Below are 16,359 nucleotides of genomic sequence, written 5' to 3'. Positions count from 1 at the left end.
ATGGATCTTGGACTGAAGGACCGGGTGTACGTCGTCACCGGAGCGACCCGCGGGCTGGGCCACGCGGCCGCGCGTGAGCTGGCCGCGGACGGGGCGAAGGTCGTGGTGACCGGGCGGGACGAGAAGCGGGCCGCCGACGTGGCGGCCGAACTGGGGCCGAACGCCGTGGGCGTGGCCGTCGACAACGCGGACCCGGCGGCGCCGGAGCGGCTGATCGCGACCGCGCGTGAACGTTTCGGAGGGTTCGACGGGATCCTCGTGAGCGTGGGCGGGCCCGCGGCCGGGTTCGTCGCCGACAACACGGACGAGCAGTGGCAGAGCGCCTTCGAGTCGGTGTTCCTGGGAGCCGTACGGCTCGCCCGCGCGGCCGCGGCCGAGTTGGGGGACGGCGGGGTCATCGGGTTCGTGCTGTCCGCGTCGGTGTACGAGCCGATTCCCGGGCTGACGATCTCCAACGGGCTGCGGCCGGGGCTGGCCGGGTTCGCCAAGTCGCTGGCCGACGAACTCGGGCCGCGCGGGATCCGGGTGGTGGGGTTGCTGCCGTCCCGGATCGACACGGACCGGGTGCGGGAGCTGGACACGATGTCCGCCGACCCGGAGGCGACGCGGGCCGAGCACGAGTCCCGGATTCCGTTGCGGCGGTACGGGGCGCCGGAGGAGTTCGGGCGGGTGGCGGCGTTCCTGATGTCTCCGGCGGCTTCTTATCTGACGGGGATCATGGTGCCGGTGGACGGGGGGATGAGGCACGGGTTCTGACGGTCGTGTTACGGGTGCGGGTGCGTGGGGGCCTGTCGCGCCCACGCGGCGGCAGCCGCACATCGATACAGCCCCGCGCCCCTAAAGGGGCGCCTCCGTGGAAGGCGTTTTCAAGTGACCCTCTCCGCACGGTGTTTGACTGACGTCAGTCGGACCTCCGCGGGGAGCCTCTGCAGCGCCGCCGAGTTCCGGGCGTGCGTCAGTGCCTGGTTCGTCAGGTCCGTCAGAGCCTCCTCCGGGGCCACGTCCGGCTCCAGCTGAAGCCACACCCGTACCTGCGGTGCCGTACGCGTGCCCCTCAGGACCGCCTGGGCGTGGGACACGCCCTCCTGGTGGGCCGCGTCCGTGGCCAGGACCGTCTCCAGGGCCCTGCCGCGCAGCAGCGCGCTCTCGCCGTCTCCGGTGTCCACCAGGACCTCGGTCAGGCGGCGTCGGCGCAGTTGGGCGGTCAGCCACCAGAGGGAGAGCAGGAACAGCACGGCCAGTGCGGCCAGGACCGTCGGCCACCACCAGCCCGCGGCGCGCCAGTGGGTGCGCTCGGCCGGGGTGAGCAGGACGTCGTGGCGGCCGTTGTGGATCCACCAGGACGGGGGCGGGGCGCCGAGGCCGACGGCCAGGACCGAGCCGCCGAGAGCGAGGAGCAGGAGGCCCGCGAGGCCGATCAGGATCCGGTTGACGGTGCCGAGCACGGCGTCACCCCTTCCGGCCGGGGCGGATCACATGCAGGGTCAGGGCGGGTGGGTGGGCCAGCCCCATGGCACGGATCGCGTCGGTCAGGGCCGCCTCCAGGTCGCCGCGCACCTCGTCGAGTTCGCGGAAGTGGGAGACGGCGAGGACGTGGGCGCGGGACCGGTGCAGCCGTACCCGCACCCGGCGCACGCCGGAGATCTCCATGGCCCGGTCGCGCAGCAACAGGGCGGCCGCGTCGCGGCGCAGTCCGGCGCGGACGTCGGGGTGGGTGCGCCGCATGGGCAGCAGGTCCCGCAGGCCGGGTGTGACGGCCAGGACCAGCAGCCACAGGCCGAGGGCGGCGGCGATGCCCGCGCCCACCAGGACCCAGGTGTCGTCGAGGGGCTGCAGAGCGAGTTGGCGGGCCAGCTCGCGGCGCCAGTGCATGGCGGGGTGATGGGCTCGTACGGCGGCGATGTCGTACAGGAAGGCGCCCGTGGTCACCAGGACGAGCACGGCGACCAGGGTCGCGGGGGCGCGGCGCGGCGACCAGAAGCGGGGCTCGTGGCCGGCCGGGGGCGCGGCGGCCGGTGGCAGTGGCTTCTCGATGACCGGTGTCTGCTCCGTGCTCATCACGCCCTCCCCTGGGTCTGGGCCGGGTGCAGCCGTTCGACGTGGACGGCGACCTCCCGGACGTCCATGTCCACCAACGCGCCTACCCGCTCGACCACATGTCGACGCACCGCCGCGCACCGGGCGCCGATGTCGGACGGGTAGTCCAGTTCGAGGTGGACCCGGACGCGGGCCGTGTCATGGTGCGTGACCACGGTCGCGTGCGGGGGTACGACGTCCCTGGGGAGGGGGCCGAGCGCCTCGCGGGCCGCCTGTGCGGCGATCTTCGCCACCACCCGGTCGGCGACCCGGATGGCACCGCGCTCGCCGGGCGCCACGGCCGTCGGGGCGCCGCGCGTCTCACCGCTCGCGGAGGTCATCGCCGGCGGTCGCGCCGGTCGTCACGGGCGCGGAAGAAGTCACCGAGTTCGAGGTCCCCCTCCGCGAACCGTCCGACGACGAACCCGATGGCTCCGAGCGCCGCCACCAGCAGAAAGGCGCCGAACCCGCCGAAGTACCCGGCGAAGCCCAGCGCCATGCCGGCGATCATGCCGACCACGGCCATGCTCATGGTGCGCTCCCCTCAGTGGTCCCGGTCAGCGGTCACTGGAGCCGGGACTCCGGCTCTTCTTCCTCTTCCTCCGGAAGCTTCACATCACTCACCGCGATGTTGACCTCGACCACTTCGAGACCGGTCATGCGCTCCACCGCGGCGATCACGTTCTCCCGGACCGCGTGGGCCACGTCGGCGATCGACACGCCGTAGTCCACGACGATCTCCAGGTCCAGCGCGGTCTGCACCTCGCCGACCTCGGCCTTCACGCCCCGGCTCACGGACTTGGAGCCACCGGGCACCCGGTCGCGCACGACGCCGAAGGTGCGGGCGAGGCCGCTGCCCATCGCGTGCACGCCGACCACGTCCCGGGCCGCCAGCCCGGCGATCTTCTCCACGACTCCGTCGGCGATCGTCGTCCGTCCGCGGGTCGCCGGGTCTCCGCCGCCGCGTTTGACGGTCTTCCGGGTCTGTACCGTCGGGTCCTTCTCGGGCTCCGCCGCCATCTCGGTCATCGCCGTGCGTCCCTTCCCGTCGTCGTCCTGCGACCACGGTACGTGCGGATGTCCTGTCGTGCCCCGGAGATGCGGCAGGCTGGAGCAATGACGGCGGACCGACGGACAGACACGGTGAGGCACCTTCTGAGCTTCGGCAGGCTGCTTCCGCTGGGCGGGCCGCAGGACGGGGCGTGGCTCGCGGAGTTGGCGGCGGACGCGGTCCTGCGGCGGGCGGCGGCCGGGGTGGCGGGGGTGCGGCTGGGTACGGTGCGGATCGCCCTGGCGGATCCGGCGGACGTGGCGAAGGCCGTCGTACCGGCACCGCCCGGGGCGGTACCGCCGGGGCCGCTGCGGCTGTCGGCGGACTTCGCGGCGACGGCCGCCGAGCCCCTGCCCACGACGGCGTCCCGGCTGCGCCGGGCACTGGCGGCGGCCACGGAACGGCTCGGGCTGACGGTGATCGAGACGGACCTGCGGGTGACCGACCTACTGGAGGAGGAGACGGCGGAGCCGGAGGCCGTACGTGCGCCTCGGCCGCCGTCGGTCCGGGAGGGGACGGATCCCGACGGGGCCCGGGTGACGGCGGCGGCGCTGGCGGTGCCGGGGGTGGCCCGGGTGACGGGGGCGCTGAGCCGGGAGGTCCACTTCGACGCCGCGCTGCCGCGCCGGCACGTGCGGGTGGAGGTCGCGCTGGCCGACGGCCCGCGGGCCGTGGAGGTGGCCCGGCGGGTCCGTACGGCGGTCGGCGAGGCGCTGGAGGACCGGCCCACCGTGGCTGTACTGGTGACGGACGTCAGCTGAAGCGCCCCGTCAGGGGCGCGGGGCTGTATCGATATGCGGCTACCGCCGCGTGGGCGCGACCAGCCCCCACCGGCCCGCGGTGAACTACTCGCCTGCCCCCGCAAGGTCCCGCAGCCGCCGAGCCTGAGCCTGCCGCTCCGCAGCCCGCTGCTCGTCGTAGGTACGGCCGGCGGCTCCCCGCAGCAACGCCTTGGTCTCCACGACCGCATCCCGCGGCGCAGCCAGCAGCGCACCGGCCAGGTCCCGTACCGCCGCGTCGAGTTCGCCCACCGGCACGGCAACGCTCGCCAGCCCGGAGGCCACCGCCTCCTCGGCCTGGACGTAGCGTCCGGTCGCGCAGATCTCCAGCGCGCGGGCGTAGCCGACCAGGGAGACGAGCGGGTGCGTGCCGGTCAGGTCGGGCACCAGCCCGAGACTCGTCTCGCGCATGGCGAACTGCACGTCGTCCGCGACGACGCGCAGGTCACAGGCGAGGGCCAGCTGGAAGCCGGCCCCGATGGCGTGCCCCTGCACGGCGGCGATCGACACGATGTCGCTCTGCCGCCACCAGGTGAACGCCTCCTGGAATTCGGCGATGGACGCGTCGAGTTCGGCGTCGTCGCGGCGCGCGAGCTCGATGAAGGTCGGCTCGCCCGGGATCCCCTCCGGCGTGAACATCTGCCGGTCGAGGCCCGCGGAGAAGGACTGCCCCTCACCGCGCAGCACGACGACCCGGACCGACCCCGGCAGCGACCGCCCGGCCTCGGCCAACGCCCGCCACAGTGCGGGGCTCTGGGCGTTGCGCTTGGCCGGATTGGTCAGCGTCACCGTGGCGAGCGCGTCGTCGACGGTGAGCCGTACGCCGTCCTTGTCGAGAACAGGAGCGAACTCCTGGTCGGGCGAAGCCATGGGGCGCCTCCGATGTGTGCGGTCATCACGCATTGCCGTACGGCATGCTAAGTGACTGCACAGTAACCACCCGGCCGATCAGGTAACCGACCGGGTGGCCACCATCGAAGCCGATGGGCCGCCCGGGGTCAGGACGCGGCTTTCTTGCCCCGCGTCGCCCCGCCACGCCCACGCAGCGTGACACCCGACTCGCTGAGCATCCGGTGGACGAAGCCATACGAGCGGCCGGTTTCCTCGGCCAGTGCCCGAATGCTCGCACCGGAGTCGTACTTTTTCTTCAGGTCTGCCGCGAGCTTGTCGCGCGCGGCGCCGGTCACCCGGCTGCCCTTCTTCAGAGTCTCGGCCACCCGTGCCTCCTCATGGGAAGTGCGCTCTGGTCCCCTCATGATCACCCCTCCGGGGCGTGATGGCCACCCATTCGGCAAGGTCCGTGAGACATCGTTGTGACGACAGGAGCGCATCCCCACATACGGAATCTGTGATTCCGTCGCGGGTTGTCCATGAGGCCGAACGGGTTCTTCTGTGAAGTGCCAGGTCAGGCACGCAGAACGGCCGATCCCTTGTCGACAAAGGGATCGGCCGCGAAATCGATGTAGGACACACCTCGATACGAGGAGATCTCACACAGATGATGGATCACCGATAGGCCGAATGATCCATAGCCAGTGGATCAGGCATTCGATCAAACGAGGGCGACGCGATCGGATCTTCGGATCTCGTCGGATCTCGTCGGACCTCAGGCGAGGGCGACCAGGTCGGCGTAGTCGGCGCCCCACAGGTCCTCGACACCGTCGGGCAGCAGGATGATCCGCTCGGGCTGGAGCGCCTCCACGGCGCCCTCGTCGTGGGTGACGAGGACGACCGCGCCCTTGTAGGTGCGCAGGGCGCCGAGGATCTCCTCGCGGCTGGCGGGGTCGAGGTTGTTGGTCGGCTCGTCCAGGAGCAGGACGTTCGCGGAGGAGACGACCAGGGTGGCGAGGGCGAGACGGGTCTTCTCGCCGCCGGAGAGGACACCGGCCGGCTTGTCGACGTCGTCGCCGGAGAACAGGAACGAGCCGAGCGTCTTGCGGACCTCGACGAGGTCCAGGTCGGGGGCCGCCGAGCGCATGTTCTCCAGAACCGTGCGCTCCGGGTCCAGGGTCTCGTGCTCCTGGGCGTAGTAGCCGAGCTTGAGACCGTGCCCCTCGATGACCTCGCCGGTGTCGGGCTGCTCGACGCCGCCGAGCAGCCGCAGCAGGGTGGTCTTGCCGGCGCCGTTGAGACCCAGGATGACGACCCGGGAACCCTTGTCGATGGCCAGGTCGACGTCGGTGAAGATCTCCAGCGAGCCGTACGACTTCGACAGGCCCTCTGCGGTCAGCGGGGTCTTGCCGCAGGGCGAGGGTTCCGGGAAGCGCAGCTTGGCGACCTTGTCGGAGACGCGGACGGCGTCCAGGCCGGACAGCAGCTTGTCGGCGCGGCGGGCCATGTTCTGCGCGGCGACCGTCTTGGTGGCCTTGGCGCGCATCTTGTCGGCCTGCGAGTGCAGTGCGGCGGCCTTCTTCTCGGCGTTGGCACGCTCCCGCTTGCGGCGCTTCTCGTCGGCCTCGCGCTGCTGCTGGTAGAGCTTCCAGCCCATGTTGTAGACGTCGATCTGGGAGCGGTTCGCGTCCAGGTAGAAGACCTTGTTGACGACCGTCTCGACCAGGTCGACGTCGTGGGAGATCACGATGAAGCCGCCGCGGTAGGTCTTCAGGTAGTCGCGCAGCCAGACGATCGAGTCCGCGTCGAGGTGGTTGGTCGGCTCGTCGAGCAGCAGGGTGTCGGCGTCCGAGAACAGGATGCGGGCCAGCTCGATACGGCGGCGCTGACCGCCGGAGAGCGTGTGCAGGGGCTGGCCGAGCACCCGGTCGGGCAGGTTGAGCGCGGCGGCGATGGTGGCGGCCTCCGCCTCGGCGGCGTAACCGCCCTTGGTGAGGAACTCGGTCTCCTGGCGCTCGTACTGCCTGAGCGCCTTCTCGCGGGTGGCGCCCTGGCCGTTGGCGATGCGCTGTTCGTTCTCGCGCATCTTGCGGATCAGTACGTCCAGGCCGCGCGCGGACAGGACGCGGTCGCGGGCGAGGACGTCGAGGTCGCCGGTGCGGGGGTCCTGCGGGAGGTAGCCGACCTCGCCGGAGCGGGTGACGGTGCCCGCGGCGGGGATGCCGTCACCGGCCAGCACCTTGGTGAGGGTGGTCTTGCCGGCGCCGTTGCGGCCGACCAGGCCGATGCGGTCACCCTTGGCGACCCGAAATGTGGCGTTCTCGATGAGGACGCGCGCACCGGCGCGCAGCTCGATACCGGAGGCGGAGATCACGGACAGACTCCAGAGCGTACGGATAGTGACGGGTGGGCGGCTGAGGACGTTCCCGCCGTCTAATGCGCGAGGAGAATGGCCATGGGCCAAGTCTAACGGGGCCGCGCAAGCGCTTTTTCGGTGCGCGGGTGTTCGGGACGGCCGGCGCCGGGCCGTTCGTTGCCCAGCGGGGTGCGGTGCGGGGCGATTCCGCCCAGGTCGTCCACGGCGACGAGCTGCGCGGTCCAGGCGCCGTCCGCGCAGGGCTGGGCGACGAGCAGGGCATGGCCGTGACGTACGGCACGTTCGGGGCGGAAGGCGCAGCCCGCGCGGGCGGGCAGCACCCAGCGCAGGTCACCGTCGGCGGTGCGGTACGCGGCGATGCGGGACGGGGTGACGACGGCGAGGATGCCGCGGCCCAGGGGGCGCAGGACGCCGGCGCCGCCCCGGGCGCGCAGCCAGTCGGTCGCCGCGGGCAGGGCGCGGTGCCAGCGCACGGAGCGGCCGTCGGTGTCGGTGACGAGCCCGTCGTCCCAGACGGTGATCGCCTGCCCGCGCGTGGGCAGCACGCTGAGCGGGCGCCGGCCCACGCGCGCGTACCGCCAGCGCAGGGTCTGCCCGTCGTACGCCTCGACGACGCCGCCACGCGCGCGTGCGGTGTGCGCGGGCGGGCCGGAGGTGAGGTGGTCGCCGTAGGGGGCGGGGCGGATCTGGTGGGCGACGGCGAGGAGCCCGGCCGCGAGGAGGAGGGCGAGGGCGAGGAGGCGGTTGAGGGATCTGCGGGCGGGGGGTGTTCCCGGGAGGGCACGCGGAGGCTGGTGCGGGAGGGCGGCCGGAGACTGCTGCTCCCGGCGGGCCGTCGCGGACTGCTCCGGGAGCGGCTCGGCGTCGGGTGGCTCGGTTCCCCCGTGGTGCAGAACGGCCACCCCTTCCCTTCCCCCCTTCGGCGCCCGGCCGGGCGCCCCTGTGCCATGAGTCAGGCGCAGAGCGTAGCCACGCCTGCGACGGGCGGGCGGGCGTGACGCGGGGGCGGGACGGGACGTCGCCCGTTCGGGCGTCGGTCCGGTCATCGGCGCGAAGTGGCGGCGCGGATGCCGCAAGGTGGTGGGGGGACGGTGCGAGCAGAAGGCGGTGCGCCATGCAGTTCGACGACGACGCGAACCTGGACACCTCCGAGGTGCAGGACGTCCGGGGCAGCCGGATCCCGGGCGGGAGGAAGACCGTCGGCGGCGGCCTCGTCGGCCTGGTCGCGCTGCTTCTCGCCCTGTTCCTCGGTGTCGGCCCGGACCAGCTGGGACTCTCCTCGGGAGACAGCTCGCCCGCGCCCACCTCCTCGTCGCTGGCGCAGGTCCAGCAGAGCTGCCGTACCGGAAAGGACGCGAACACCAAGGAGGACTGCCGGATCGTGGCGGTGGTCAACAGCGTGCAGGACTACTGGACGCAGGAGTTCCGGCGCCGCCACGGCACCTACACGGCCGCCCCCACGGTCTTCTTCGGCGGACGGGTCGGCACCGCCTGCGGGACGGCGACCTCGGCGGTGGGGCCGTTCTACTGCCCCGGCGACCGGAAGGTCTATCTGGACCTCGGCTTCTTCGACGACCTGCGGTCCAAGTTCGGCGCGAGCGGCGGGCCGTTCGCCCAGGCGTACGTCGTGGCGCACGAGTACGGGCACCATGTGCAGGACCTGATGGGCACGTTGAGCAGGTCGCAGTCCAACATGACCGGCGTGAACAGCAATTCGGTGCGGGTGGAGCTGCAGGCCGACTGCTACGCCGGGGTGTGGGCGCACCACGCCACGACCACGAAGGACGAGTCGACCGGCCGCCCGCTGGTCACCAGCCTGACGGCCGCGGACATCCAGGACGGACTGGACGCGGCGGCGGCCGTGGGCGACGACCGGATCCAGGAGCGGTTCCAGGGGCGGGTGACGCCCGAGACGTGGACGCACGGGTCGGCCGAGCAGCGCCGGCAGTGGTTCTACCAGGGCTACCGAACCGGCGACATGGCGCGCTGCAACACCTTCCGATGACCCGCTGACCTGCAACGACGGTACGGGCCGGGGGCGTTGTCAGTGCCGGGTGCAAGACTGGGGACCAGGCCGGAACGACGGCTTTCGGGGGACCGACGCACGAGGGAGTGATCGGGATGGCAGGCACGAGTGGCGGGCGGCCGAGCATCTATCCGTCGCTGCTGTACACGGACGCGAAGGCGGCGATCAAGCAGCTGACCGAGGCCTTCGGCTTCACCGAACTGTCGGTGTACGAGGGCGAGGACGGCATGGTGCTCCACGCCGAGCTGGTGCAGGGCAACGGCGCGGTCATGCTGGGCTCCAGGGGCCGCGGCGGCCGGTTCGACGCGGCGATGGAGGGCGGCGGCCCGACCGGGGTGTACATCGTCGTGGACGACGTCGACGCACACCACCAGCGCGCCGTCGACCACGGCGCCGAGATCCTGATGCCCCCGACCGACCAGGACTACGGTTCGCGGGACTACATGGCCCGGGACGTCGAGGGCAACATCTGGAGCTTCGGCACGTACGCCCCGGAGATAGCCGTCTGACCCGCGTGGTCCGCCTGGTCCGTGCCGGCCGCTAGCCGCCGGTGTGCACCTGGAAGGCGGCCCGGCGGACGGCCTTGGCCAGCGCCGGGTCGGGGTGGGCGGCGGCCAGCGCGACCAGGACCTGCACGGTGCGCGGGTGACCGACGGCGCGCACCTCGTCGAGCAGCGCGGGGACGGTGGGCTGCAGCGCCGACTCCAGGTGGCGGACGAGCAGCGGGGCCTCGCCGTGGTCGGCGACCGCGGCGGCCGTGTCCACCCAGAGCCAGGTGGCCTCTTCCCGGGTGAGCACCTCGTGGGCGTCCTCGGGGTCGACCCCGTCGTGCTCGGCCAGCCACAGCAGGGCGTACGGCCGCAGGGTCGGCTCGTCGACGACCGCGCGGACGTCCGGTTCGGCGGGGGCGCCGACGACGCGCAGCGCCTCGAAGGCGAGGCCGCGCAGCAGGGCGTCCTCGCCGCGGGCGGCGTCGACGAGTTCGGTGACGGCGCCGCCGACGGGGCGGGCGGCGAGCCAGGCGCGGTACTCGGCGCGGGCCGCGTTGGGGCGCAGCTGGGCGCAGCCGCGCAGCATCTCCTCGGCGGCGACCTCGATGTTGCCGGCGGGGCTCTGCGCGGCGACGCAGATCTGCTCCAGCTTGACCCAGACCGCCCAGCTGCCCAGCGGGGTGAGGGTGGCCTGGCCGTCGCCGCAGGTCAGCGCGCCGACGGAGGCCAGAGCGTGCAGGGACCAGTCGAGGAGGGGGGCGAGCTCGGCCTCGTCGGCGGGGGCCGGGTCCTCGGCCGGGGCGTGGTCCGCCGGGTCGGCGTCGGCGGAGCGCACGGCGGCGAGGGGCCTGGCGGTCCCGGTGCCGTTCTCCGTGTCGTAGGGGACCTCGCAGCGCTCGGTGCGTAGTTCGGTGACCCGCTGTCCCAGCAGGTCCAGGAGCTGCTCGACCGGGACGGGACCGGCGGACAGCTGGAGGAAGGAGAGCACCTGGGGCATGGCCGAGACGACCTCGGCGACGGCGGCGGGCTCGAACTCGGCGGGCTCCGGGTGGGCCAGCGACCAGGCGTCGAAGAGAGCGACCCAGCCGCGCAGCACGGCGCTGTCGTCACGGTCCCAGGCGCGCAGGCGCCAGCCGGGGCGCGCGCTGCCGCCGTGTACCTCGACCAGACCGGCGAGGCGGGCGGTGTCCCAGTCGGCGCGCACCTGAGCGGCGGTCAGACCCAGGTCGTCGGACGCGCGTTCGGCGGACGCGTCGGAGAGGGTGGCCATGCCGTCGGCGGTCGCGCCGTCGCTGCCGGGCCCGAGAGCGGTGTCCGCCCAGTGGGCGACGCGGGCCGCGCCGGCCAGGCCGGAGCGAGCCATTCTGGCCAGCTCGGCGGGGGCCGGGGTGCCCTCGGGCGGGCGGGGTGCGGGGCGGCGCGCGGGCCGCTGGTTCATCGCTCGGGGGGCGGCGGCCAGGGGTCGCGTTCGGACGAGTCGAAGCCTTGAGTCGCGCGGGATACGGGACGTCACGGGTGCAGTCTTCCGGTTGACGGTCCGAAAACCCAAACGGAATGTCACGGCGGGCGACGGGGCTGGCCAACGCACGGGGTGCAAGGGGAGGCGAGGAGACATGTTCAGGCCAGTGGTACGGCGTTAAACGGAACCTCCGGAACCGACTGGAACCGGGGTTTCCGGTCCGGGACGGAGGGCGGCCGGGGTCGGGGAGGGGAAGGGCCGGCGGGTGCGGGAAGAATCACATCGGGCACATCGGGGGTGTCCTCGGACGCCGAGGCGCGCTCGTCCGGGAGCGCACGCGCCGGAGCGCATCACATCAGGGGCGTGAGGAACCGGCGCAGTCGCTCCTCGTACTCCTCCGGGTCGGCGTTCCACATCGCGCCGTGCGGGGCGTCCGGGACGGTGTGCAGGGCCACCAGGTCGGGGCGGCGCTCGGCGAGCCGGCGGGAGTACCCCCAGGGGGCCACGGTGTCGTCCGGGCCGTGCACGATCAGGGTGGGCACGGTGAGCTGTCCCGGGTCGACGGGGTCGGCGGCGTGGTCGGCGTGCAGGCCGGCGCGGCCTTGGGCGGCGCGTACCGCGAGCGGCAGCAGGGGTTCGGGGGTGCGCCGGGCCTGGGCGAGGGCGCGCAGGGTGGCCTCCCAGCTGAGTACCGGTGAGTCCAGGATCAGCCCGGAGATCCGCTCGCGCAGTGCCGAGTGGGCGGCGGCGCGCAGCGCCATGGTGGCGCCGGTGGACCAGCCGTGCAGGACGACGCGGCGGGCGCCGTAGCGGACGGCGTAACGGATCGCCGCGTCCAGGTCGCGCCACTCGCTCTCGCCGAGGTGGTTCAGGCCGTCCGGGGGGCGCGGGGCGCCGAGGTCGCCGCGGTAGGCGAGGGCGAGGACCGGCAGGCGACGGGCGTGCAGGAACGCCATGACGTTCATGGGGTGCTCGCGGGTGGTGCCGAGGCCGTGCACCGCGATCACCCAGGTGTCCCGGTGGCCGGGCACGAACCAGGCGGGCAGCGGGCCGAGTTCGCCGGGCAGGTCGATGTCGGCGTACTCCAGGTCCAGGGCCGTGCCCGGGTTGCCGATGTGGACGTTGGCGGTGAGCCAGGCCCTGTCGCCGGTCTCGAAGGTGCCGTGGGTCACCCGCTCCAGCCGCCGTACGACGGTGTCGGCGGTGTTCGCGGCGGACTCCAGGACGGCGCCGACGACCGCGTGCGAGCCGTCCCCGGCCAGGCCGTAGGTGCCGGGGCGCAGTGAGGCGAGGTCCCGGGTGAGGGTGATGCGGCCGGCCGCGGTGCCGTGCACGGTGAGCCGGGGTTCGGTGGGCAGGGGCCGGCCGGGCGGTGCCTTCAGCGCGGCGTCACTGGCGAACCGCCCCGCGGCCACGCCGGCCGCACCGGCGGCGAGTACGGCACCGACGGCAGCGGCCGTGACTTTGACTGGGCGCACCTGTCCAGTGTCGGGGCGGAGCGGGTCGGCGGCCAGTGGAGGCGAGGGGCCGGCGGAGGCGAGGGCGGAGGGCCCGCCCCCGTTCACCTCTCCTTCTGCTTCTGCCCGTACCCCCGCAGCCGCTCGCCCACCTCCGCCACCTGCGCCGGGGAGAGCAGGCTCGGGGTCAGGCCGGGCACCGCGGACGCCGTCAGCCACAGGCGGCACATCCACTCCAGCTGGGCGGTGCGGTCGTAGGCCTGGGCCAGGGTGGTGCCGTAGGTGATCGTGCCGTGGTTCTGGAGGAGGCAGCCGGAGCGGTCGGTCAGGGCGCGGAGCATGTTCTCGGCCAACTCGTCGGTGCCGTACGTCGCATAGGGGGCAACCCGGACCGCGCCGCCGAGCGCGGCGGACATGTAGTGGATCGCCGGCAGCTCGGGGACGAGCGTGGAGACGGCCGTCGCGTGGACGGCGTGGGTGTGGACGACGGCCCGGGCGCCGGTGCTGCCGTAGATCGCGAGGTGCATCGGCAGCTCGCTGGTCGGGACCAGGGTGCCGAGGACCTGACGGCCGGCGAGGTCCACGCCCGTCACGTCGTCCGGACCGAGCCGGTCGTAGGGCACGCCCGACGGTGTGACCAGCACGGTGTCGCCGACGCGGACCGAGACGTTGCCGGAGGTGCCGACGACCAGTCCGTCGGAGACCGTGCGGCGGGCGGCGACGACGAGTTCGCGCCAGGCGTCCGCCTCCTCCGTGCGTACATCCCGCCTTCGCGACTCCGACACACCTTGTGCGCCGGCCCGTCCATCCCGTCCGTCACGCTCGTCCCGCTGCTGCTCAGCCATGGCCCGATCCTGTCAGGCAACGCCCCAACCGGCCTGCGCGGCAGGGCACTTTAGGCCGGACGTCCCGAATCCAGTAGAGCGCAAACCGCCACAAAGATTCCCATTTCCTGGCTTGGCCGAAGATCGCCGAGGATACGCCGATCTTCCAATAATCTCTGGACGATTTTTCGTACACGTTGCCATTCCGGGGGGAAACATGGCCCGTGACCGCATTCCGCCGTCCCGCCACCGCGTCCGCGCCCTCGCGGCGTCCGTGGCGGCGCTCGCCCTCGCGGGCACCGCGACCGCGTTCGCCGGGACACCGGCGTCCGCGGCGAGCCTGCCGAAGGGGCACGACGTCTCCTCGCACCAGAAGAACGTCGACTGGCCGGGCGCCAGGGCGAAGGGCGCCAGGTTCGTCTACATCAAGGCCACCGAGTCCATCACCTACCGCAACCCGTACTTCGGCCAGCAGTACAACGGCTCACGCAAGGCGGGAATCAGGCGGGGTGCGTACCACTTCGCCCTGCCGGACAAGTCGTCGGGCGCCCGGCAGGCCGCGTACTTCGTGAGCCACGGCGGCACCTGGACGGCGGACGGCTGGACGCTGCCGCCCGCGCTCGACGTCGAGTACAACCCGTACGACAAGAAGCACAAGTGCTACGGGCTGAGCAACTCCCGGATGGTCAAGTGGATCAGGTCCTTCAGTGACGAGCTGAAGCGGGAGACCGGCCGGCGGCCGGTGATCTACACGACCACGAACTGGTGGAACCTCTGCACCGGCGGCAGCAGCGCCTTCGCCGCCGACCACGCGCTGTGGATCGCCCGCCACGGCTCGGCGGACGCCGGGACGCTGCCGGCCGGATGGAAGTCGTGGACCTTCTGGCAGTACGACAACAGCGGCAGCCTGCCGGGTGACCAGAATCTCTTCAACGGGTCGGCGGACCGGTTGAAGGCGTTCACCCTGGGCCTCTAGCCAAGCGGCGACCGGGCCGCCGGACCGGAACCGGGACGGCGGCCTCGGCTCGCCCCACCCAGGGCCGCCCTGAAATCGACCCCATACACCACCAAGACCCCCTCAGTTCATCTTCCGTTCATTCAGGTTGCCTACGGTCCAACAGCCAATGACCTCGAAAGATTGCCTGGGTAAATGGAAAACTTCTCGCTGATCCTCGCGATTGTGGTGGTCACCGCACTCGCGTTTGATTTCACGAACGGTTTCCACGACACCGCCAACGCGATGGCCACGACCATCTCGACCGGTGCGCTCAAGCCCAAGATCGCGGTGACGATGTCCGCCGCGCTCAACCTGGTGGGCGCCTTCCTCTCGGTGGAGGTCGCCAACACGATCTCCAAGGGTCTCGTCGACGAGAACGGCATTCGTCCCGAGGTCATCTTCGCCGCCCTCGTCGGCGCCATCCTCTGGAACCTGGTGACCTGGCTGGTGGGCCTGCCCTCCAGTTCCTCGCACGCCCTCATGGGCGGTCTGATCGGCGCCACCGTCGCCTCCGCGGGCTTCGGCGCGGTCCACGGCGACGTGCTCGTCACCAAGGTCCTGCTCCCGGCGGTCGCCGCCCCCGTCGTCGCGGGCCTGGCGGCGGCGCTCTCCACCCGCCTCTCCTACACGCTCTCGAAGAACGCCGAGGACGAGGCCACCCGCAAGGGCTACCGCGCCGGCCAGATCGCCTCCGCCGGCCTGGTCTCGCTCGCGCACGGCACCAACGACGCGCAGAAGACGATGGGCATCATCACCCTCGCGCTGATCGCGGGCGGTGCCATCGCCCCCGGCTCGAACCCTCCCACCTGGGTCATCCTCTCGGCCGGCCTCGCCATCGCGCTCGGCACCTACATCGGCGGCTGGCGGATCATCCGCACCATGGGCACGGGCCTGACCGACCTCCGGCCGCAGCAGGGCTTCGCCGCCCAGACCAGCGCGGCCACCGCCATCCTGGCCTCCTCCCACCTCGGTTTCTCGCTCTCCACCACGCACGTCGTCTCGGGCTCCGTGATGGGCGCGGGCCTCGGCCGCAAGGGCGGCACGGTCCGCTGGTCCACCGCGACCCGCATGATGGTCGCCTGGGTGCTCACGCTCCCGGCCGCCGCGGTGGTCGGCGCGCTCGCCGAGTCCGTGACGGACCTCGGCGACTGGGGCACGGCCGTCGTCGCCGTCTTCCTCGTGGCCTCCAGCGCCGCGATCTGGAAGCTCTCCCGCCGCGAGGTCGTGGACAGCAGCAACGTCGTCGGCACCGAGGAGCCGGCCGGCGTGGTGACCACGGCGATCGCCGCCGTGACCCCACCGCCCGCGGGCCCGGTCACGGTCACGGACGACCTGACCGCCACCATCCCCGCCCCCGCCTCCGCCCCGGCCGCTCCCGCGACCGACCCGGCCGCCACCGTCTGACCCCGAGGAAGAACCGACATGAACATCGACTGGGCAGCCATCGGCTCCGTCTTCGGCGTCAGCCTCGTGGCCACCGTGGGCCTGGTGGCCCTCTTCACCCTCGGCGTCAAGGGCCTGTCCGCCCGCGAACGCGCCACCGCCCAGGGCGACTCCGCGGCCCTGGCCGTGACGGCCGCCTACCTCTGCTTCGCCGGCTGCGCGGCCGCCGTGGCCTACGGCATCCACCTGATCGTGGCGAAGGCCTGAGACAAGAAGGCCTGGCAGAAGGCCTGATACGAGAAGGCCTGACACAAAGGGCCTCGTCGGCGCCGCGAAGGCTCCTCTCCGTCCGCCCGGAGAGGAGCCTTCCGCATGCCCCACAAGCCCCGCTGGACAACCGGTGTGGGCCTTCCCACACACTCCCCTCGCAGGTCAAAGGCAAGTTGACGGGTCTTCCGGGGGCGTGGTGGACTTCCGGAGCCATGTACGGCGGCAAGGGAGGAAGCCGGTGTGAATCCGGCGCGGTCCCGCCACTGTCACCGGGGTAGCAATCCCCGGAAGCCAGGAACTCCCACCGCCGGTCTCGTCGAACCAGGGCGCGGACACCC

General features: G+C 72.5%; 19 protein-coding genes and 1 riboswitch. Of the genes, 7 read left to right on the top strand and 12 right to left on the bottom strand.

Annotation, left to right across the window (positions count from 1 at the left end; translation table 11 throughout):
* Nucleotides 1–756 carry an SDR family oxidoreductase gene (locus ABT137_RS10620; protein ID WP_351705644.1) on the top strand — a complete coding sequence of 252 codons (756 nt, stop codon included), beginning with the start codon at nucleotides 1–3 and terminating at the stop codon, nucleotides 754–756.
* Nucleotides 757–866: 110 nt separating this feature from the next.
* On the opposite strand, the gene amaP is transcribed toward ABT137_RS10620, so the two are convergent.
* From amaP to ABT137_RS10595, 5 genes are read right to left on the bottom strand one after another with little or no spacing between them, the layout of a single operon-like run.
* On the bottom strand, nucleotides 867–1,445 hold the full coding sequence (gene amaP, locus ABT137_RS10615) for an alkaline shock response membrane anchor protein AmaP (protein ID WP_351705641.1): 579 nt from the start codon (nucleotides 1,443–1,445) through the stop codon (nucleotides 867–869).
* A gap of 4 nt (nucleotides 1,446–1,449) precedes the next feature.
* Nucleotides 1,450–2,058, bottom strand: coding sequence for a DUF6286 domain-containing protein (locus tag ABT137_RS10610; RefSeq protein ID WP_351705638.1), 609 nt, complete (start codon nucleotides 2,056–2,058; stop codon nucleotides 1,450–1,452).
* Nucleotides 2,058–2,417: an Asp23/Gls24 family envelope stress response protein gene (locus ABT137_RS10605; RefSeq protein ID WP_351705635.1), complete on the bottom strand. Its 360-nt coding sequence runs from the start codon at nucleotides 2,415–2,417 to the stop codon at nucleotides 2,058–2,060. The genes ABT137_RS10610 and ABT137_RS10605 overlap by 1 nt, the downstream gene beginning before the upstream one ends.
* Complete coding sequence (locus ABT137_RS10600) at nucleotides 2,414–2,608, bottom strand: hypothetical protein (protein ID WP_351705633.1); 195 nt, start codon at nucleotides 2,606–2,608, stop codon at nucleotides 2,414–2,416. The genes ABT137_RS10605 and ABT137_RS10600 overlap by 4 nt, the downstream gene beginning before the upstream one ends.
* Before the next feature lie 32 nt (nucleotides 2,609–2,640).
* Nucleotides 2,641–3,105 carry an Asp23/Gls24 family envelope stress response protein gene (locus tag ABT137_RS10595; RefSeq protein ID WP_351705630.1) on the bottom strand — a complete coding sequence of 155 codons (465 nt, stop codon included), beginning with the start codon at nucleotides 3,103–3,105 and terminating at the stop codon, nucleotides 2,641–2,643.
* Between the two features lie 87 nt (nucleotides 3,106–3,192).
* Between ABT137_RS10595 and ABT137_RS10590 the strand changes: the two genes are divergently transcribed.
* A complete protein-coding gene (locus ABT137_RS10590) occupies nucleotides 3,193–3,888 on the top strand; it encodes a nucleopolyhedrovirus P10 family protein (RefSeq protein WP_351705627.1) in 696 nt (231 codons plus the stop codon).
* A gap of 84 nt (nucleotides 3,889–3,972) precedes the next feature.
* Here ABT137_RS10590 and ABT137_RS10585 read toward each other — a convergent pair whose 3' ends face one another.
* The 4 genes from ABT137_RS10585 to ABT137_RS10570 all read right to left on the bottom strand — a co-directional run bounded on the left by ABT137_RS10585 (nucleotide 3,973) and on the right by ABT137_RS10570 (nucleotide 8,016).
* On the bottom strand, nucleotides 3,973–4,776 hold the full coding sequence (locus ABT137_RS10585; RefSeq protein ID WP_351705624.1) for an enoyl-CoA hydratase/isomerase family protein: 804 nt from the start codon (nucleotides 4,774–4,776) through the stop codon (nucleotides 3,973–3,975).
* Between the two features lie 128 nt (nucleotides 4,777–4,904).
* Complete coding sequence (locus tag ABT137_RS10580; RefSeq protein ID WP_046727957.1) at nucleotides 4,905–5,123, bottom strand: helix-turn-helix domain-containing protein; 219 nt, start codon at nucleotides 5,121–5,123, stop codon at nucleotides 4,905–4,907.
* Between the two features lie 389 nt (nucleotides 5,124–5,512).
* Complete coding sequence (locus ABT137_RS10575; RefSeq protein WP_351705622.1) at nucleotides 5,513–7,111, bottom strand: ABC-F family ATP-binding cassette domain-containing protein; 1,599 nt, start codon at nucleotides 7,109–7,111, stop codon at nucleotides 5,513–5,515.
* Between the two features lie 92 nt (nucleotides 7,112–7,203).
* Complete coding sequence (locus tag ABT137_RS10570) at nucleotides 7,204–8,016, bottom strand: hypothetical protein (protein ID WP_351705619.1); 813 nt, start codon at nucleotides 8,014–8,016, stop codon at nucleotides 7,204–7,206.
* Between the two features lie 212 nt (nucleotides 8,017–8,228).
* Here ABT137_RS10570 and ypfJ point away from each other — a divergent pair, with 212 nt between their 5' ends.
* Together ypfJ and ABT137_RS10560 are read left to right on the top strand one after the other, a co-directional pair.
* Nucleotides 8,229–9,119: a KPN_02809 family neutral zinc metallopeptidase gene (ypfJ, locus tag ABT137_RS10565; RefSeq protein ID WP_351705616.1), complete on the top strand. Its 891-nt coding sequence runs from the start codon at nucleotides 8,229–8,231 to the stop codon at nucleotides 9,117–9,119.
* Between the two features lie 116 nt (nucleotides 9,120–9,235).
* Nucleotides 9,236–9,649 carry a VOC family protein gene (locus ABT137_RS10560; protein ID WP_351705613.1) on the top strand — a complete coding sequence of 138 codons (414 nt, stop codon included), beginning with the start codon at nucleotides 9,236–9,238 and terminating at the stop codon, nucleotides 9,647–9,649.
* Nucleotides 9,650–9,680: 31 nt separating this feature from the next.
* Here ABT137_RS10560 and ABT137_RS10555 read toward each other — a convergent pair whose 3' ends face one another.
* The 3 genes from ABT137_RS10555 to ABT137_RS10545 form a co-directional block, all read right to left on the bottom strand.
* Nucleotides 9,681–11,069 (bottom strand): hypothetical protein, encoded by a 1,389-nt coding sequence (locus ABT137_RS10555; RefSeq protein ID WP_351705610.1) that lies wholly within the window; start codon nucleotides 11,067–11,069, stop codon nucleotides 9,681–9,683.
* Nucleotides 11,070–11,440: 371 nt separating this feature from the next.
* On the bottom strand, nucleotides 11,441–12,568 hold the full coding sequence (locus tag ABT137_RS10550; RefSeq protein ID WP_351705607.1) for an alpha/beta hydrolase: 1,128 nt from the start codon (nucleotides 12,566–12,568) through the stop codon (nucleotides 11,441–11,443).
* A gap of 83 nt (nucleotides 12,569–12,651) precedes the next feature.
* Nucleotides 12,652–13,392: a class II aldolase/adducin family protein gene (locus tag ABT137_RS10545; protein WP_351705604.1), complete on the bottom strand. Its 741-nt coding sequence runs from the start codon at nucleotides 13,390–13,392 to the stop codon at nucleotides 12,652–12,654.
* A 196-nt stretch (nucleotides 13,393–13,588) separates the two neighbouring features.
* Between ABT137_RS10545 and ABT137_RS10540 the strand changes: the two genes are divergently transcribed.
* The 3 genes from ABT137_RS10540 (at nucleotide 13,589) to ABT137_RS10530 (ending at nucleotide 16,018) form a co-directional block, all read left to right on the top strand.
* Nucleotides 13,589–14,347, top strand: a complete 759-nt coding sequence (locus ABT137_RS10540) for a lysozyme (protein WP_351705601.1) — start codon at nucleotides 13,589–13,591, stop codon at nucleotides 14,345–14,347.
* Nucleotides 14,348–14,521: 174 nt separating this feature from the next.
* A complete protein-coding gene (locus ABT137_RS10535) occupies nucleotides 14,522–15,772 on the top strand; it encodes an inorganic phosphate transporter (RefSeq protein ID WP_351705598.1) in 1,251 nt (416 codons plus the stop codon).
* Nucleotides 15,773–15,790: 18 nt separating this feature from the next.
* Nucleotides 15,791–16,018: a hypothetical protein gene (locus tag ABT137_RS10530; protein ID WP_351705595.1), complete on the top strand. Its 228-nt coding sequence runs from the start codon at nucleotides 15,791–15,793 to the stop codon at nucleotides 16,016–16,018.
* A 183-nt stretch (nucleotides 16,019–16,201) separates the two neighbouring features.
* Nucleotides 16,202–16,341: riboswitch (cobalamin riboswitch) on the top strand.
* Nucleotides 16,342–16,359 lie beyond the last annotated feature (18 nt).

Source organism: Streptomyces sp. NPDC001980, assembly GCF_040296885.1.
GTDB lineage: Bacteria > Actinomycetota > Actinomycetes > Streptomycetales > Streptomycetaceae > Streptomyces.
The sequence above is the reverse complement of the archived record's forward strand: the minus strand, read 5'-3'. Positions and strand labels throughout refer to the sequence as shown.

Coding starts and splice junctions, on each gene's coding strand:
- ABT137_RS10535 (WP_351705598.1), top strand. CDS start 14,522: ATGGAAAACTTCTCGCTGATCCTCGCGATTGTGGTGGTCACCGCACTC.
- ABT137_RS10590 (WP_351705627.1), top strand. CDS start 3,193: ATGACGGCGGACCGACGGACAGACACGGTGAGGCACCTTCTGAGCTTC.
- ABT137_RS10600 (WP_351705633.1), bottom strand. CDS start 2,608: ATGAGCATGGCCGTGGTCGGCATGATCGCCGGCATGGCGCTGGGCTTC.
- ABT137_RS10530 (WP_351705595.1), top strand. CDS start 15,791: ATGAACATCGACTGGGCAGCCATCGGCTCCGTCTTCGGCGTCAGCCTC.
- ABT137_RS10545 (WP_351705604.1), bottom strand. CDS start 13,392: ATGGCTGAGCAGCAGCGGGACGAGCGTGACGGACGGGATGGACGGGCC.
- ABT137_RS10605 (WP_351705635.1), bottom strand. CDS start 2,417: ATGACCTCCGCGAGCGGTGAGACGCGCGGCGCCCCGACGGCCGTGGCG.
- ABT137_RS10585 (WP_351705624.1), bottom strand. CDS start 4,776: ATGGCTTCGCCCGACCAGGAGTTCGCTCCTGTTCTCGACAAGGACGGC.
- ABT137_RS10610 (WP_351705638.1), bottom strand. CDS start 2,058: ATGAGCACGGAGCAGACACCGGTCATCGAGAAGCCACTGCCACCGGCC.
- ABT137_RS10555 (WP_351705610.1), bottom strand. CDS start 11,069: ATGAACCAGCGGCCCGCGCGCCGCCCCGCACCCCGCCCGCCCGAGGGC.
- ABT137_RS10620 (WP_351705644.1), top strand. CDS start 1: ATGGATCTTGGACTGAAGGACCGGGTGTACGTCGTCACCGGAGCGACC.
- ABT137_RS10560 (WP_351705613.1), top strand. CDS start 9,236: ATGGCAGGCACGAGTGGCGGGCGGCCGAGCATCTATCCGTCGCTGCTG.
- ypfJ (WP_351705616.1), top strand. CDS start 8,229: ATGCAGTTCGACGACGACGCGAACCTGGACACCTCCGAGGTGCAGGAC.
- ABT137_RS10595 (WP_351705630.1), bottom strand. CDS start 3,105: ATGACCGAGATGGCGGCGGAGCCCGAGAAGGACCCGACGGTACAGACC.
- ABT137_RS10540 (WP_351705601.1), top strand. CDS start 13,589: ATGGCCCGTGACCGCATTCCGCCGTCCCGCCACCGCGTCCGCGCCCTC.